This is a genomic window from Pseudomonas sp. ME-P-057, assembly GCF_030208975.1.
GTDB classification, from domain to species: domain Bacteria; phylum Pseudomonadota; class Gammaproteobacteria; order Pseudomonadales; family Pseudomonadaceae; genus Aquipseudomonas; species Aquipseudomonas lutea.
In genome coordinates, this window is sequence record NZ_JARVSX010000026.1 from 1 (window position 1) to 15,399 (window position 15,399).

12 protein-coding genes and 4 tRNA genes are annotated in these 15,399 nt (G+C 54.9%); all 16 read left to right on the plus strand.

Going from position 1 to position 15,399, the window contains the following annotated elements; genetic code table 11:
- Positions 1-199: 199 nt before the first annotated feature.
- A complete protein-coding gene (gene birA, locus QRN48_RS14385) occupies positions 200-1,156 on the plus strand; it encodes a bifunctional biotin--[acetyl-CoA-carboxylase] ligase/biotin operon repressor BirA (RefSeq protein WP_285351305.1) in 957 nt (318 codons plus the stop codon).
- 76 nt (positions 1,157-1,232) lie between these two features.
- Positions 1,233-1,562 carry a hypothetical protein gene (locus QRN48_RS14390; protein WP_285351307.1) on the plus strand — a complete coding sequence of 110 codons (330 nt, stop codon included), beginning with the start codon at positions 1,233-1,235 and terminating at the stop codon, positions 1,560-1,562.
- Between the two features lie 230 nt (positions 1,563-1,792).
- A tRNA-Tyr gene (locus tag QRN48_RS14395) sits at positions 1,793-1,877 on the plus strand.
- Between the two features lie 27 nt (positions 1,878-1,904).
- Positions 1,905-1,978 (plus strand) — tRNA-Gly (locus QRN48_RS14400).
- A gap of 27 nt (positions 1,979-2,005) precedes the next feature.
- Positions 2,006-2,081, plus strand: a tRNA-Thr gene (locus QRN48_RS14405).
- A gap of 177 nt (positions 2,082-2,258) precedes the next feature.
- Positions 2,259-2,334: transfer RNA gene (locus tag QRN48_RS14410), tRNA-Trp, on the plus strand.
- A gap of 45 nt (positions 2,335-2,379) precedes the next feature.
- Positions 2,380-2,748 (plus strand): preprotein translocase subunit SecE, encoded by a 369-nt coding sequence (gene secE, locus QRN48_RS14415; RefSeq protein WP_037017694.1) that lies wholly within the window; start codon positions 2,380-2,382, stop codon positions 2,746-2,748.
- A 9-nt stretch (positions 2,749-2,757) separates the two neighbouring features.
- Positions 2,758-3,291: a transcription termination/antitermination protein NusG gene (gene nusG, locus QRN48_RS14420; protein WP_003317113.1), complete on the plus strand. Its 534-nt coding sequence runs from the start codon at positions 2,758-2,760 to the stop codon at positions 3,289-3,291.
- 120 nt (positions 3,292-3,411) lie between these two features.
- Positions 3,412-3,843: a 50S ribosomal protein L11 gene (gene rplK, locus QRN48_RS14425; RefSeq protein WP_037017696.1), complete on the plus strand. Its 432-nt coding sequence runs from the start codon at positions 3,412-3,414 to the stop codon at positions 3,841-3,843.
- Entirely contained in the window at positions 3,843-4,538 is a 696-nt protein-coding gene (gene rplA, locus QRN48_RS14430; RefSeq protein WP_037017698.1) for a 50S ribosomal protein L1, read from the plus strand. Before rplK ends, rplA begins: the two co-directional genes overlap by 1 nt.
- Positions 4,539-4,737: 199 nt before the next feature.
- The gene (gene rplJ, locus QRN48_RS14435; protein ID WP_037017701.1) at positions 4,738-5,238 is read left to right on the plus strand and encodes a 50S ribosomal protein L10; all 501 of its coding nucleotides are present in this window, start codon (positions 4,738-4,740) and stop codon (positions 5,236-5,238) included.
- Positions 5,239-5,315: 77 nt separating this feature from the next.
- Complete coding sequence (rplL, locus tag QRN48_RS14440) at positions 5,316-5,681, plus strand: 50S ribosomal protein L7/L12 (protein ID WP_019409897.1); 366 nt, start codon at positions 5,316-5,318, stop codon at positions 5,679-5,681.
- Between the two features lie 220 nt (positions 5,682-5,901).
- On the plus strand, positions 5,902-9,975 hold the full coding sequence (rpoB, locus tag QRN48_RS14445) for a DNA-directed RNA polymerase subunit beta (RefSeq protein ID WP_037017706.1): 4,074 nt from the start codon (positions 5,902-5,904) through the stop codon (positions 9,973-9,975).
- A 63-nt stretch (positions 9,976-10,038) separates the two neighbouring features.
- A complete protein-coding gene (rpoC, locus tag QRN48_RS14450; RefSeq protein WP_037017708.1) occupies positions 10,039-14,238 on the plus strand; it encodes a DNA-directed RNA polymerase subunit beta' in 4,200 nt (1,399 codons plus the stop codon).
- 202 nt (positions 14,239-14,440) lie between these two features.
- Positions 14,441-14,812 (plus strand): 30S ribosomal protein S12, encoded by a 372-nt coding sequence (gene rpsL, locus QRN48_RS14455; protein ID WP_002555494.1) that lies wholly within the window; start codon positions 14,441-14,443, stop codon positions 14,810-14,812.
- Between the two features lie 116 nt (positions 14,813-14,928).
- Positions 14,929-15,399 (plus strand): 30S ribosomal protein S7, encoded by a 471-nt coding sequence (rpsG, locus tag QRN48_RS14460; RefSeq protein WP_002555493.1) that lies wholly within the window; start codon positions 14,929-14,931, stop codon positions 15,397-15,399.

Genomic DNA, 15,399 nt, shown 5'->3' on the forward strand with positions numbered 1-15,399 from the left:
GATTAAATTCCAGAACCCCATCTGCTTACGCAGATGGGGTTTTGTTTTTGCGCGCTATTAAGTGCCAGTGCCAGTGCCCAGCCATTAGGCGAGTTGGGACATCAGGAGGGGGCGGGGCTTCCTGCGGATGTCTTACGCACCCTTGTTTGGCCTGACTAAGCGATTATCATGCGCTGCTTACTCCCACACGGTCGAAACCATGCAAACGCTGCTGAAGCTACTAGGGGATGGTGAATTTCACTCTGGCGAGGATCTCGGGCTGGCACTTGGTGTAAGCAGAACCGCAGTTTGGAAGAAGCTGCAGCAAATCCAGAACGAATTGGGGATCGAATTTCATAAGGTGCGGGGTCGTGGTTATCGTCTGGCGTCGCCGCTCTCTCTGCTGGATGCCAGTGCTCTTGATATCGAGCATGCGCGGCTTGGTTGGAAATGTAAGGTTCACGTAATCATTGACTCGACTAACGCGGAAGCATTGCGACTACTCCAGACCCAGGAGACGCTTCCTGCTCTGGTGGTAGCAGAGCAGCAGACCGCCGGCAGAGGTCGGCGGGGTCGGCAGTGGGTGAGCCCCTTCGCTCAGAACCTCTATTACAGCATTGCGCTCAGGCTGGACGGAGGAATGCGTCGACTCGATGGTCTGAGTCTATTGGTTGGTCTTGCAGTAGTGGACACGGTACGGGACCTCGGTGTCACGAGCGCTGGCTTGAAATGGCCCAATGACATTTTGGTCGGTCCCAAGAAGCTTGCAGGCGTCCTGTTAGAGCTTACTGGGGATCCTGCCGATGTCTGCCATGTAGTGATTGGTATTGGCCTTAACATCAACATGCGTGAGTCCGACGGCGTGGGGCAGGCTTGGACGTCAATGTCCCTGGAGCTGGGTCGCGTTTTAGACCGCAATGAAGTGATTTGCGCGCTTAGCCACAAACTCAGCTCATATCTGGCAGGGCATCAACGCGATGGATTTACCGCATACAGACAGGGTTGGGAGAGCAAGCACCTCTGGCAGGGATTGATGGTCACGTTGTCTACAGGCGCTGAATCCATTGAGGGGCGTGTGCTGGGAGTGGGGGTCGATGGCGCTCTGCGTTTGATGGTAGACGGACGAGAGGAGCACTTTAGCGGCGGAGAGGTGAGCCTTCGACTCGTCGGCGATTAGTCGGATACATGTCCTCAAACTGCAGCGATTGCCACCTGGCGCGGGTTGATGAGGTAGATATGCCCTGGGCATTTTGATGTTGGTTTTGATAAATGTTCTATACGTTGCTTGGCGCTATCGGGATGCGGCACTGCAACCGAAAGAACTTGCGCCGCTGCTGACCAATCGCTCCTATGGCGGGTCAATCCGCATGCTCAACGAGTCAGTTCCGGAAGCAGTAACTTTAGGTTCTCTAAGCGGCGAGCAAGCATGCCTGTATTTAGGGGGTATGGCCAACGAGCGCGCGGCCCACCTGATTGCGCGACGCCTTAAAAGTTTGGACATCGACGCTCGTCGTAGCAAGAGGACTGAGGTCCGTACTGATGATCTGTGGCTCAGCATTTCGCCCAAAGCAAGCGCCTGGTGAGTGACCCGGCCTTGGCAGATCTGCATTCTGATTTTCCGGGACTAAAAACTAAAATAATGTCATGCGCAGGCATTGCAACTGAAGATTAGTTTGAATAGAATGGCGCCCGCTTCGCAGTGCAGATCGAAAGAACGCGGCGAAGAGTGTGAAGTCAATCGTTGTAACCTCAAGTTTTTATTGAGAAAAAGGTTGACAGAAGGGTGGCATGATATAGAATGCTGCCTCGCTTAGGAGGGGTTCCCGAGCGGCCAAAGGGATCAGACTGTAAATCTGACGTCTACGACTTCGAAGGTTCGAATCCTTCCCCCTCCACCATATTTTGAGCGTAAGCATCAAAGCTCAGCGGGTATAGTTTAGTGGTAGAACCTCAGCCTTCCAAGCTGATGATGCGGGTTCGATTCCCGCTACCCGCTCCAGGTTTTGTTGGTTGTGCAGCATGTTTTGCTCTTGTAGCTCAGTTGGTAGAGCACACCCTTGGTAAGGGTGAGGTCAGCGGTTCAAATCCGCTCAAGAGCTCCATGAATAAGGCAGATACAGAAGTATCTGCCTTTGCTTTAAGCGTCGGTGCAGCTGCATCAAGATAGCTGCTACAGCGGCGACGCGACAGCGCAGCGACGTAGCCTCAGGGCTGTTTTTCGAGGCGGTGTTGAAATCTTCCCGTCGGGTCCGCATAATACGCGGCCTGATTTTGCTTTTAGGTCAGTAGCTCAATTGGCAGAGCGACGGTCTCCAAAACCGTAGGTTGGGGGTTCGATTCCCTCCTGACCTGCCAGATTTCGAAAAGTTATCTGGCTTTCTTTTCACAGGATTTTAGTAGATGAATCCAAAGGCTGAAGCCCAAGACTCCCGTTTTGATCTCGTTAAGTGGCTTGTTGTAGTGCTTTTGGTGGTCGTGGGTGTCGTTGGAAATCAATACTACTCCGCGCAGCCAATCCTGTATCGCGTTCTCGCCTTGCTCGTTATTGCCGCTGTGGCTGCCTATGTGGCGCTGCAGACTGGTAAGGGCAAGGCTTTTTTCGTGTTGGCCAAGGAAGCTCGCGCTGAGATTCGCAAAGTCGTGTGGCCTACGCGTCAAGAGACAACCCAAACCACGTTGATCGTGGTGGCTGTTGTTCTTGTTATGGCGCTGCTGCTGTGGGGTTTAGATTCCCTGCTCGGCTGGCTTGTTTCCTTGATTGTCGGCTAAGGGTGTCCCGTGGCTAAGCGTTGGTACGTAGTGCACGCCTACTCAGGCTATGAGAAGCATGTCATGCGCTCTCTGGTTGAGCGTGTAAAGCTTGCAGGCATGGAAGATGGCTTCGGCGAGATTCTGGTCCCCACTGAAGAAGTAGTGGAGATGCGTAACGGCCAGAAGCGCAAGAGCGAGCGGAAGTTCTTCCCTGGTTATGTGCTTGTCCAGATGGATATGAATGAGGGTACCTGGCACTTGGTCAAGGACACTCCTCGTGTTATGGGCTTTATCGGTGGCACAGCTGACAAGCCTGCGCCGATTACCGACAAAGAAGCCGAAGCCATCCTGCGTCGCGTGGCCGATGGTAGCGATAAGCCTAAGCCCAAGACTCTTTTTGAGCCTGGCGAAGTAGTGCGCGTGACTGACGGTCCGTTCGCTGATTTCAATGGCACGGTTGAAGAAGTTAACTACGAAAAGAGCCGGATCCAAGTGGCGGTGCTCATTTTCGGACGCTCTACCCCGGTAGAGTTGGAGTTCAGTCAGGTCGAAAAGGCGTAACTGAGCTCAGAATCCCATACCCCGCAGCCTTGGGCTGTGGGGTTTTTTCGTCACCGGGATAAACGCGCAAGTAACCGGGGAGCCCCTCAAGGGCGTTTGAACCCGTAATTGGAGTGCCTCATGGCCAAGAAGATTACCGCTTACATCAAGCTTCAAGTGAAAGCCGCTCAGGCTAACCCAAGCCCGCCTGTTGGTCCTGCACTGGGTCAGCATGGCGTGAATATCATGGAATTCTGCAAGGCTTTCAACGCTCGCACCCAGGGTATTGAGCCAGGTCTGCCTACGCCTGTGATCATCACTGTCTACAGTGACCGTAGCTTTACCTTTGAGACCAAAAGCACCCCGGCTTCTGTATTGCTGAAGAAAGCAGCTGGCCTGACCAGCGGCTCGGCTCGTCCGAACACCGTCAAGGTTGGCACTGTTACTCGTGCTCAGCTGGAAGAAATCGCAAAAGCCAAAAATGCCGACCTGACCGCAGCTGATATGGACGCCGCCGTGCGTACTATCGCCGGTTCCGCTCGTAGCATGGGCCTTAACGTGGAGGGTGTGTAATGGCTAAGCTGACTAAGCGCCAAAAAGCTATCGCTTCCAAGGTTGAAGCTGGCAAATCGTATAACTTCAACGACGCTGCTGCCCTGCTGGCAGAGTTGTCGACAGTGAAGTTCAGCGAATCTGTAGATGTTGCTGTGAACCTCGGTGTCGATCCTCGTAAATCCGACCAGGTCGTACGTAGCGCTACCGTGCTGCCGCATGGCACTGGCAAGACCGTTCGTGTAGCCGTGTTTACTCAGGGTCCAGCTGCTGAAGCTGCTCTGGCTGCCGGCGCTGATCGTGTTGGTATGGACGACCTGGCTGCTGAAATGAAAGGCGGCGACTTGAACTATGACGTCGTAATTGCTTCCCCGGACGCAATGCGGGTTGTTGGTCAGTTGGGTCAGATCCTCGGTCCACGCGGCCTGATGCCTAACCCTAAGGTCGGTACCGTTACTCCGGACGTCGCCACTGCGGTTAAAAACGCGAAGGCTGGTCAGGTTCGTTATCGCACCGACAAAAATGGCATTATCCACACTTCCGTTGGCAAGGTCGGCTTTGAAGCAGACAAGCTGCGTGAGAACGTTGAAGCGCTGATCGCTGACCTTAAGCGTATCAAGCCAGCTTCCTCTAAAGGTATTTATGTCAAGCGCGTGACACTGAGCACTACTATGGGCCCAGGCCTGGTCATTGACCAAGGTTCGTTGGACGCGTAAGACCGGCATGGCGTGGGTGTAACTGCGCTATTGCAAAAATTGGGGTCCCTGCCTGGCGGGGGCTATCCAAGACCGTAGGCGGCGCGAGCCTTAAACCAAAAGCCTACGCAGATGGTGCTCCCGGTTCCTTACCGAATCAGACACCAAAACGACATTTGGCTTCGGTCAGATGAAACGGTAACAAGCAGGAGTTAGACCCGTGGCAATTAAACTCGAAGACAAGAAGGCCATCGTCGCTGAAGTCAACGAGGCTGCCAAAGTCGCTCTGTCTGCTGTTGTGGCTGATGCCCGCGGTGTGACAGTAGGCGCGATGACCGGACTCCGTAAAGAGGCTCGTGAAGCTGGCGTGTACGTACGTGTTGTGCGTAACACCTTGCTCAAGCGCGCAGTTGCTGACACTGAATACAGTGTTCTCAACGATGCGTTCACCGGCCCGACCTTGATCGCTTTCTCCAACGAACATCCAGGTGCTGCTGCCCGCTTGTTCAAAGAGTTCGCAAAAGGTCAGGACAAGTTCGAGATCAAGGCAGCTGCGTTTGAGGGCAAGTACCTCGCAGCTAATCAGATCGACGTACTGGCAACACTGCCAACCCGCAACGAAGCGATTTCGCAGCTGATGAGCGTGATTCAAGGCGCTACCAGCAAGCTCGCTCGTACGTTGGCGGCAGTCCGCGAACAGAAAGAAGCCGCCGCAGCCTAAGGGCTGGCACTTCCTCTCGCGTAATTTGTTTATTTTGATGGTCGCGTAGGCCGTCCCCCAATTCAGGAATTAGAGTCATGTCTATCTCTCAAGACGATATCCTCAACGCCGTAGCTGAAATGTCTGTTCTGCAGGTTGTAGAGCTGATCAAAGCATTCGAAGAAAAATTCGGTGTCAGCGCTGCCGCTGCTTCCGCTGGTCCAGCTGCTGCTGCTGCCGTTGTTGAAGAGCAAACTGAATTCAACGTCATGCTGCTGGAAGCTGGCGAGAAGAAAGTTAACGTCATTAAAGCAGTTCGTGAACTGACCGGTCTGGGCCTGAAAGAAGCCAAGGCAGTCGTTGACGGCGCGCCAGCAATGGTCCTGGAAGCAGTAGCTAAAGACGCTGCTGACAAAGCCAAGGCCACCCTGGAAGAAGCAGGCGCTAAAGTCGAGCTGAAGTAAGCATCGACTTTGCGTTTCCAGCCCAAGCGTTAAGCGAAAGGCTGATGGCTGGTGGCTTCTGCCACCGGCCTTTTTCCGTTGTTGGCAGCTGATTCGGTTAGCGCTGATTACGTGATCTACCCACCTCGACGGTGGCGCGAACCATGGGGTTCGCAAGATTTTTCTGGCTGCTCCCGTCGGGGGGAGCCAAACAAGCAGGTGACCAAGCTGGGGAACGCTGATGGCTTACTCATATACTGAGAAAAAACGTATCCGCAAGGACTTTAGCAAGTTGCCGGACGTCATGGATGTGCCTTACCTCCTGGCCATCCAGCTGGATTCGTATCGTGAATTCTTGCAAGCGGGAGCGACTAAAGATCAGTTCCGCGACGTGGGCCTGCATGCGGCCTTCAAATCTGTTTTCCCGATCATCAGCTACTCCGGCAATGCTGCTCTGGAGTATGTGGGCTATCGTCTGGGCGAACCGGCTTTTGATGTCAAGGAATGCGTGCTGCGCGGTGTGACTTACGCCGTACCGTTGCGGGTAAAAGTACGTCTGATCATTTTCGACAAAGAATCGTCGAATAAAGCGATCAAGGACATCAAAGAGCAAGAAGTCTACATGGGTGAAATCCCCTTGATGACCGAAAACGGTACCTTCGTTATCAACGGTACCGAACGAGTAATTGTTTCCCAGCTGCACCGTTCCCCGGGCGTGTTCTTCGACCACGACCGCGGCAAAACGCACAGCTCCGGCAAGCTGTTGTATTCGGCTCGCATCATTCCTTACCGTGGCTCGTGGCTGGACTTCGAATTCGATCCGAAAGACTGTGTCTTCGTTCGTATCGACCGTCGCCGCAAACTCCCTGCATCGGTTTTGCTCCGTGCACTGGGTTACACCACTGAGGAAGTGCTGGATGCCTTCTACACCACCAACGTATTCCATGTTCAGGGCGAGAACCTGAACCTGGAGTTGGTGCCTCAGCGCCTGCGCGGCGAAATTGCCGTCCTGGACATCCTGGATGACAAGGGCAAGGTAATTGTTGAGCAAGGCCGTCGTATTACGGCTCGCCACATCAACCAGCTCGAAAAAGCCAACATCAAGACGCTTGAAGTTCCGCTCGACTACGTTATTGGCCGCACTAGCGCCAAGGCCATCGTGCATCCGGCAACAGGTGAGATCATTGCCGAGTGCAATACCGAGCTGAATACCGAGATCCTCGCGAAAATTGCGAAAGCTCAGGTTGTTCGCATCGAGACGCTGTACACGAACGACATCGATTGTGGTCCGTTCATTTCCGACACCCTGAAGATCGACTCGACAGGCAATCAGCTGGAAGCCCTGGTCGAAATCTATCGGATGATGCGTCCTGGTGAGCCACCTACCAAGGACGCTGCCGAGACCCTGTTCAACAACCTGTTCTTCAGCCCGGAGCGTTACGATCTGTCCGCTGTAGGTCGGATGAAGTTCAACCGTCGTATTGGCCGTACCGAGATCGAAGGTTCCGGCGTCCTGCACAAAGACGACATCGTTGCCGTGCTAAAGACCCTGGTAGACATCCGTAACGGTAAAGGCATCGTCGATGACATCGACCACCTCGGTAACCGTCGCGTTCGATGCGTAGGCGAGATGGCCGAGAACCAGTTCCGTGTAGGTCTGGTACGAGTCGAGCGTGCGGTCAAAGAGCGCCTGTCGATGGCGGAAAGCGAAGGTCTGATGCCTCAGGATCTGATCAACGCCAAGCCTGTTGCCGCGGCGGTGAAAGAGTTCTTCGGTTCCAGCCAGCTGTCGCAGTTCATGGACCAGAACAACCCGCTGTCCGAGATCACTCACAAGCGTCGTGTCTCTGCACTCGGCCCTGGTGGTTTGACCCGTGAGCGTGCCGGCTTTGAAGTTCGAGACGTACACCCGACTCATTACGGTCGTGTATGCCCGATTGAAACTCCGGAAGGTCCGAACATCGGTCTGATCAACTCCCTGGCTGCTTATGCTCGCACCAATCAGTACGGCTTTCTTGAGAGTCCGTACCGTGTAGTGAAAGAAGGCCTGGTTACCGACGAGATTGTTTTCTTGTCAGCGATTGAAGAAGCCGATCATGTGATCGCGCAGGCTTCTGCTGCCATGAACGATAAAGGCCAGCTGATTGACGAACTGGTAGCAGTGCGTCACTTGAACGAGTTCACCGTCAAGGCGCCGGAAGACGTCACCCTGATGGATGTTTCGCCGAAGCAGGTTGTTTCGGTTGCAGCATCGCTGATCCCGTTCCTTGAGCACGACGACGCCAACCGTGCGTTGATGGGTTCGAACATGCAGCGCCAGGCTGTTCCAACATTGCGCGCTGACAAGCCGCTTGTTGGTACCGGCATGGAGCGCAACGTTGCGCGCGACTCCGGCGTTTGCGTCGTGGCCCGTCGTGGCGGCGTGATCGATTCGGTAGATGCTAGCCGTATCGTGGTTCGCGTTGCTGATGACGAAGTTGAGACAGGCGAAGCCGGTGTCGACATCTACAACCTGACCAAATACACGCGCTCGAACCAGAACACATGCATCAACCAGCGTCCGCTGGTGAGCAAGGGTGATCGTGTACAGCGCAGCGATATCATGGCTGATGGCCCGTCCACCGATATGGGTGAGCTGGCGCTGGGTCAGAACATGCGCATCGCGTTCATGGCATGGAACGGCTTCAACTTCGAAGACTCCATTTGCCTGTCCGAGCGTGTTGTTCAAGAAGATCGCTTCACCACAATCCACATTCAGGAACTGACCTGTGTGGCGCGTGACACCAAGCTGGGTCCTGAAGAGATCACTGCTGACATCCCTAACGTGGGTGAAGCAGCACTGAACAAGCTTGACGAAGCCGGTATCGTTTATGTAGGTGCTGAAGTAGGCGCTGGAGACATTCTGGTAGGTAAGGTCACTCCGAAAGGCGAGACCCAGCTGACTCCGGAAGAGAAGCTGCTGCGGGCAATCTTCGGTGAAAAAGCCAGTGACGTTAAAGATACCTCCCTGCGCGTACCTACTGGTACGAAAGGCACCGTCATCGACGTCCAGGTCTTCACGCGTGATGGTGTTGAGCGCGATGCTCGTGCGCTGTCGATCGAGAAGAGCCAGCTTGACGAGATCCGCAAGGACTTGAATGAAGAGTTCCGCATCGTTGAAGGCGCAACTTTCGAGCGTCTGCGTTCTGCTCTGGTAGGTCGTACCGCCGAAGGTGGTGCTGGCCTGAAAAAAGGCCAGGAAATCACTAACGAGGTTCTGGATGGTCTGGAGCACGGTCAGTGGTTCAAGCTGCGCATGGTTGAAGATGCGCTGAACGAGCAACTCGAGAAGGCCCAGGCGTATATCGTTGACCGTCGCCGTCTGCTTGATGACAAGTTCGAAGACAAGAAGCGCAAGCTGCAGCAGGGCGATGACCTTGCGCCGGGCGTGCTGAAGATCGTCAAGGTTTACCTTGCCATTCGTCGTCGCATCCAGCCGGGCGACAAGATGGCCGGTCGTCATGGTAACAAGGGTGTGGTCTCCGTGATCATGCCGGTTGAAGACATGCCACACGATGCCAACGGTACCCCGGTGGATATCGTCCTCAACCCGTTGGGTGTACCTTCGCGTATGAACGTTGGTCAGATTCTCGAAACTCACCTGGGCCTCGCGGCTAAAGGGTTGGGCGAGAAGATCAACCGCATGCTCGAAGAGCAGCGTAAAGTTGTTGAGCTGCGCAAGTTCCTGAACGAGATCTACAACGAGATTGGCGGCCGCCAGGAAAGTCTTGATGACCTGTCTGATCAAGAAATTCTGGACCTGGCTAAAAACCTGCGTGGCGGCGTTCCAATGGCTACCCCGGTATTCGACGGTGCCAAGGAATCCGAAATCAAGGCGATGCTCCGCTTGGCGGACATGCCGGACAGCGGCCAGATGCAGCTATTCGACGGCCGTACCGGTAACAAGTTTGAGCGTCCGGTCACCGTTGGCTACATGTATATGCTGAAGCTGAACCACTTGGTGGACGACAAGATGCACGCGCGTTCCACTGGTTCGTACAGCCTCGTTACTCAGCAGCCGCTGGGTGGTAAGGCTCAGTTCGGTGGTCAGCGTTTCGGGGAGATGGAAGTCTGGGCGCTGGAAGCATATGGCGCGGCGTACACTCTGCAAGAAATGCTCACAGTGAAGTCGGACGACGTGAACGGCCGTACCAAGATGTACAAGAACATCGTGGACGGCGATCACCGTATGGAGCCGGGCATGCCCGAGTCCTTCAACGTGTTGATCAAAGAAATCCGTTCGCTCGGTATCGATATCGATCTGGAAACCGAATAACACGTGACGCGAATCGAGGGTGGGTCAGTATGACCGCCCTCTGCTCCGCCAGGAGGAAAGGCCTTGAAAGACCTACTGAATTTGCTGAAAAACCAGGGTCAAGTCGAAGAGTTCGACGCCATCCGTATCGGATTGGCATCGCCTGAGATGATCCGTTCGTGGTCGTTCGGTGAAGTTAAAAAGCCGGAAACCATCAACTACCGTACGTTCAAACCTGAGCGTGACGGCCTGTTCTGCGCCAAGATCTTTGGCCCGGTCAAGGATTACGAGTGCCTGTGCGGTAAGTACAAGCGCTTGAAGCATCGTGGCGTCATCTGCGAGAAGTGTGGCGTTGAAGTCGCACTGGCCAAAGTCCGTCGTGAGCGTATGGCTCACATCGAGCTGGCGTCGCCGGTTGCTCACATCTGGTTCCTCAAATCGCTGCCTTCCCGCATCGGTTTGCTGATGGACATGACCCTTCGTGATATCGAGCGCGTTCTCTACTTCGAGAGCTACGTCGTTATCGACCCGGGCATGACCACGCTCGAAAAAGGCCAACTGCTGAACGACGAGCAATACTTCGAAGCCCTCGAAGAGTTCGGTGATGACTTCGACGCCCGCATGGGTGCCGAGGCTGTCCGCGAGCTGCTGCACGCCATTGATCTGGAACACGAGATTGGCCGTCTGCGCGAAGAGATTCCGCAAACCAACTCGGAAACCAAAATCAAGAAGCTGTCCAAGCGTCTGAAGTTGATGGAAGCCTTCCAGGGTTCCGGCAACCTTCCAGAGTGGATGGTGTTGACCGTTCTGCCGGTTCTGCCGCCAGATCTGCGTCCACTGGTCCCATTGGATGGTGGTCGTTTCGCGACCTCCGACCTCAACGATCTCTATCGTCGGGTGATCAACCGTAATAACCGCTTGAAGCGCCTGCTGGATCTGTCAGCTCCTGACATCATCGTGCGCAACGAAAAGCGCATGCTGCAGGAAGCTGTGGATGCATTGCTCGATAACGGTCGTCGCGGTCGCGCTATTACAGGTTCGAACAAGCGTCCTCTGAAATCCCTGGCTGACATGATCAAGGGTAAGCAGGGTCGTTTCCGTCAGAACTTGCTCGGTAAGCGTGTTGACTACTCTGGCCGTTCGGTAATCACAGTAGGTCCGACCCTGCGTCTGCATCAGTGCGGTTTGCCGAAGAAGATGGCACTTGAGCTGTTCAAACCGTTCATTTTCGGCAAGCTCGAAATGCGTGGTCTCGCTACCACCATCAAAGCTGCCAAGAAAATGGTCGAGCGCGAGCTGCCGGAAGTATGGGACGTTCTCGCCGAAGTCATCCGCGAACACCCAGTGCTCCTGAACCGTGCACCTACGCTCCACCGTCTGGGTATCCAGGCGTTTGAGCCGGTTCTCATCGAAGGTAAGGCGATCCAGCTGCACCCGCTGGTCTGTGCGGCATACAACGCCGACTTCGACGGTGACCAGATGGCCGTTCACGTGCCGTTGACGCTGGAAGCCCAGCTCGAAGCCCGTGCGCTGATGATGTCGACCAACAATATCCTGTCGCCAGCCAACGGTGAGCCAATCATCGTTCCTTCGCAGGACGTTGTACTGGGTCTGTACTACATGACCCGTGAAGCGATCAACGCCAAAGGCGAAGGCCGTGTGTTCGCGGATCTGCAGGAAGTTGACCGTGTATTCCGTGCAGGCGAAGCCGCACTGCATGCAAAAGTAAAAGTACGCATCAACGAAACGGTCAATGACCGTGATGGTGGCAGCGTCAAGAACACTCGTATTGTCGACACAACCGTCGGCCGTGCGCTGCTGTTCCAGGTGGTTCCGGCCGGCCTGTCATATGACGTCGTCAACCAGCCGATGAAGAAAAAAGCGATCTCCAAGCTGATCAACCAATGCTATCGCGTTGTTGGCCTTAAAGAGACCGTTATCTTCGCTGACCAGTTGATGTACACCGGTTTCGCCTATTCGACGATCTCGGGTGTTTCCATCGGCGTTAACGACTTCGTTATCCCTGATGAAAAAGCTCGCATCATCGACGCCGCAACCGACGAAGTGAAAGAGATCGAAAGTCAGTACGCCTCCGGCCTGGTTACTCAGGGCGAGAAGTACAACAAGGTGATCGACCTCTGGTCCAAGGCCAACGATGAAGTTTCCAAGGCGATGATGTCGAACCTCTCGAAAGAGAAGGTTGTCGACCGTCACGGCGAGACCGTTGACCAGGAATCCTTCAATTCGATGTACATGATGGCCGACTCTGGTGCGCGGGGTTCCGCAGCACAGATTCGCCAACTGGCAGGTATGCGTGGTCTGATGGCCAAGCCTGACGGCTCGATCATCGAAACGCCGATTACTGCGAACTTCCGTGAAGGTTTGAGCGTACTTCAGTACTTCATCTCTACTCACGGTGCTCGTAAAGGTCTGGCTGACACCGCGTTGAAAACCGCCAACTCCGGTTACCTGACTCGTCGTCTTGTAGACGTGGCGCAGGATCTGGTTGTGACCGAGGTGGATTGCGGTACTGAGCATGGCCTGGTCATGACTCCGCACATCGAAGGCGGTGATGTCGTAGAACCGTTGGGTGAGCGCGTATTGGGTCGAGTAATCGCCCGTGACGTATTCAAGCCTGGCACCGAAGACGTCATTGTTCCAGGCGGTACGCTGGTAGACGAGAAGTGGGTCGAGTTCATTGAGCTGAACAGCATCGATGAGGTGATCGTACGTTCGCCAATCAGCTGCGAGACCCGCTACGGCATTTGCGCCAAGTGCTACGGCCGTGATCTGGCTCGTGGTCACCAGGTGAACATCGGTGAAGCTGTCGGCGTTATTGCAGCCCAGTCGATCGGTGAGCCAGGTACACAGCTGACCATGCGTACATTCCACATCGGCGGTGCGGCAAGCCGTACTTCTGCAGCGGACAGCGTACAGGTCAAGAACGGCGGTATCGTTCGTTTGCATAACCTGAAGCACGTCGAGCGTCTCGACGGCCATCTGGTCGCGGTTTCGCGTTCGGGTGAGCTGGCAATCGCCGATGAATTCGGTCGTGAGCGCGAGCGTTACAAGCTCCCGTACGGCGCCGTAATTCTTGTGAAGGAAGGTGACAAGGTCGACGCTGGTGCCATCGTGGCCAAGTGGGATCCGCACACTCACCCAATCGTCACCGAGATGAAAGGTACCGTGACGTATGTGGGCATGGAAGAAGGTATTACGATCAAGCGCCAAACCGACGAGCTGACCGGTTTGACCAACATCGAAGTACTGGATGCGAAAGACCGTCCCGCAGCAGGCAAAGACATTCGTCCTGCGGTCAAGATGGTTGGCGTCGATGGCAAGGATCTGCTGCTGCCAGGTACAGACGTGCCGGCTCAGTACTTCCTGCCAGCGAACGCCCTCGTCGGTGTTGCGGATGGTGTGCAGGTAGGTGTGGGTGACGTTATTGCCCGTATCCCGCAAGAAACCTCCAAGACCCGTGACATCACCGGTGGTCTGCCGCGCGTTGCCGACTTGTTCGAAGCGCGTCGCCCGAAAGAAGCATCGATTCTGGCTGAGGTCAGCGGTACGATCGCGTTCGGTAAAGAGACTAAAGGTAAGCGCCGTCTGGTGATTACACCAAACGACGGTACCGATCCGTACGAAGAGCTGATTCCGAAGTGGCGTCACTTGAACGTCTTCGAAGGTGAGCAAGTTAGCCGTGGTGAGGTTATCTCCGACGGCCCTAGCGATCCGCACGACATCCTGCGTCTGCTGGGTGTTAGCGCGCTGGCGAAATACATCGTCAACGAGATTCAAGACGTTTATCGCCTGCAAGGCGTGAAGATCAACGACAAGCATATCGAGACGATCCTTCGTCAGATGCTGCGTAAAGTTGAGATCGCTGAGTCGGGTGATTCCAGCTTCATCAAGGGCGACCAGATGGAGTTGACGCACGTACTGGTTGAAAACGAGCGATTGGCAGCAGACGAGAAATTTGTTTCCAAATTCACTCGTGTGTTGCTGGGTATCACCAAGGCCTCGCTGTCCACTGAGTCGTTCATTTCGGCGGCCTCCTTCCAGGAGACCACACGAGTACTGACCGAAGCGGCGGTTACCGGCAAGCGCGATTACTTGCGCGGCCTGAAAGAAAACGTGGTCGTGGGTCGTTTGATCCCGGCAGGTACCGGCTTGGCATATCACAGCGAGCGTAAGCGTCGTCGTGAGGCTGATAAGCCGATGCGTGTGAGCGCGAGCGAAGTTGAAGCCGCGCTGACCGAAGCGTTGAACTCAAGCACTAATTGAGAGTAGGGCCCCGGTTCTAATGGTCATTTGGCTCACCCGGTTTCGACGGGTGGCCACTGGCTGTTGACATCGGGGCTTTGCCTTGACTGGGGGCGGGATCCTCTTTAGACTCTTGTACCCCTAAATCTGGCGGGACGCTTGTCCTGCCATTTTGCTTTTCTTGTAAGACAATAGCGTCGCAAGACAACAGTGGAGCTAGTAGATGGCAACTATCAACCAGCTGGTACGTCAGCCGCGTAAGCGTATCGTCGAGAAATCCGACGTGCCTGCGCTGCAGAACTGCCCGCAGCGTCGTGGTGTGTGCACTCGTGTGTACACAACTACGCCGAAGAAACCTAACTCGGCATTGCGTAAAGTCTGCCGTGTGCGTCTGACCAACGGTTTCGAGGTTTCCTCGTACATCGGTGGTGAAGGCCACAACCTGCAAGAGCACAGCGTCGTACTGATTCGCGGCGGCCGTGTAAAAGACTTGCCAGGTGTTCGTTATCACACCGTTCGCGGTTCGTTGGATACTTCCGGTGTTAAAGGTCGTAACCAGGGTCGTTCGAAGTACGGGACCAAGAAGCCTAAGTAGTAGTGGCTTTTTGTAAAAACTGAATCATCTTATTTTCTGAGTCGATAAGAGTAAGGTCGGAGGCGCCAGTAGGTGCTGATTCCGAGCGAACCTGAAGACCGTTTGAGGGCTTATCCATGCCAAGAAGACGCGTAGCAGCCAAGCGCGAAGTGCTTGACGATCCAAAATACGGCAGCCAGATTCTGGCCAAGTTCATGAACCACGTTATGGAAAGCGGCAAGAAAGCCGTTGCCGAGCGTATCGTTTATGGCGCGCTGGAAAAGGTTAAAGAACGCAAGAACAGCGATCCCCTGGAAATCTTCGAGAAAGCTCTCGACGCCATCGCTCCGCTGGTCGAAGTGAAGTCGCGCCGTGTAGGCGGTGCTACTTATCAGGTTCCGGTCGAAGTTCGTCCGTCCCGTCGTAATGCTCTGGCAATGCGTTGGCTGGTAGACTTCGCGCGCAAGCGCGGTGAGAAGTCTATGGCTCTGCGTTTGGCCGGCGAATTGTTGGACGCCGCCGAAGGTAAAGGTGCTGCGGTCAAGAAGCGTGAAGACGTGCACCGTATGGCTGAAGCCAACAAGGCTTTCTCGCACTACCGCTTCTAA

Coding starts and splice junctions, on each gene's coding strand:
- birA (WP_285351305.1), top strand. CDS start 200: ATGCAAACGCTGCTGAAGCTACTAGGGGATGGTGAATTTCACTCTGGC.
- QRN48_RS14390 (WP_285351307.1), top strand. CDS start 1,233: ATGTTGGTTTTGATAAATGTTCTATACGTTGCTTGGCGCTATCGGGAT.
- secE (WP_037017694.1), top strand. CDS start 2,380: ATGAATCCAAAGGCTGAAGCCCAAGACTCCCGTTTTGATCTCGTTAAG.
- rplK (WP_037017696.1), top strand. CDS start 3,412: ATGGCCAAGAAGATTACCGCTTACATCAAGCTTCAAGTGAAAGCCGCT.
- rplA (WP_037017698.1), top strand. CDS start 3,843: ATGGCTAAGCTGACTAAGCGCCAAAAAGCTATCGCTTCCAAGGTTGAA.
- rplL (WP_019409897.1), top strand. CDS start 5,316: ATGTCTATCTCTCAAGACGATATCCTCAACGCCGTAGCTGAAATGTCT.
- rpoB (WP_037017706.1), top strand. CDS start 5,902: ATGGCTTACTCATATACTGAGAAAAAACGTATCCGCAAGGACTTTAGC.
- rpsL (WP_002555494.1), top strand. CDS start 14,441: ATGGCAACTATCAACCAGCTGGTACGTCAGCCGCGTAAGCGTATCGTC.
- rpsG (WP_002555493.1), top strand. CDS start 14,929: ATGCCAAGAAGACGCGTAGCAGCCAAGCGCGAAGTGCTTGACGATCCA.